Annotated in this window: 1 protein-coding gene; it reads right to left on the bottom strand. The window is 58.2% G+C overall.

Translation table 11 applies throughout. The features are described from left to right. Window positions 1–421 (bottom strand): MotA/TolQ/ExbB proton channel family protein (locus tag D7Y13_RS43660; RefSeq protein WP_208734691.1); only part of this gene is annotated, 421 nt, incomplete at both ends.

Genomic DNA, 421 nt, shown 5'->3' with positions numbered 1-421 from the left:
CCTTGGATGTATCTGCTGCCGCTGCTCCGCCGCCAATATTGAGGTTGGTAAAGGTAATGATCAAGCCTGTCACCGTACCCAACAGTCCCAACAGCGGGGCGATGCCGACCACCGATTCGAGAAACTTGTCGCCGCGCCGCATTTTGACAAATTCGCGATCGCCTGCTGCTTCCATTGCCAGCCGAAAGGTTTCGGGCGTGGGCAGATTCAGTCGCAGCGGAGCAAGCAAAAACCGTCCGATCGGCAGCGCTTCGGCACGAGCGGCGATCGAGGCGGCTTCGTCCAAATCAAACCGAGCTGCATCCAAGACCTCCTGCACGATGCGACGCTCTTGCTTCAACAGCCGATACCAAAACTGAGCGCGATCGAGAGCACAGGCGATCGTCGCCACAGATAAGCCGAGCAGGGGAATCATAACGGG

It is taken from the genome of Corallococcus praedator (assembly GCF_003612125.1).
Classification (GTDB): domain Bacteria; phylum Myxococcota; class Myxococcia; order Myxococcales; family Myxococcaceae; genus Corallococcus; species Corallococcus praedator.
The sequence above is the reverse complement of the archived record's forward strand: the minus strand, read 5'-3'. Positions and strand labels throughout refer to the sequence as shown.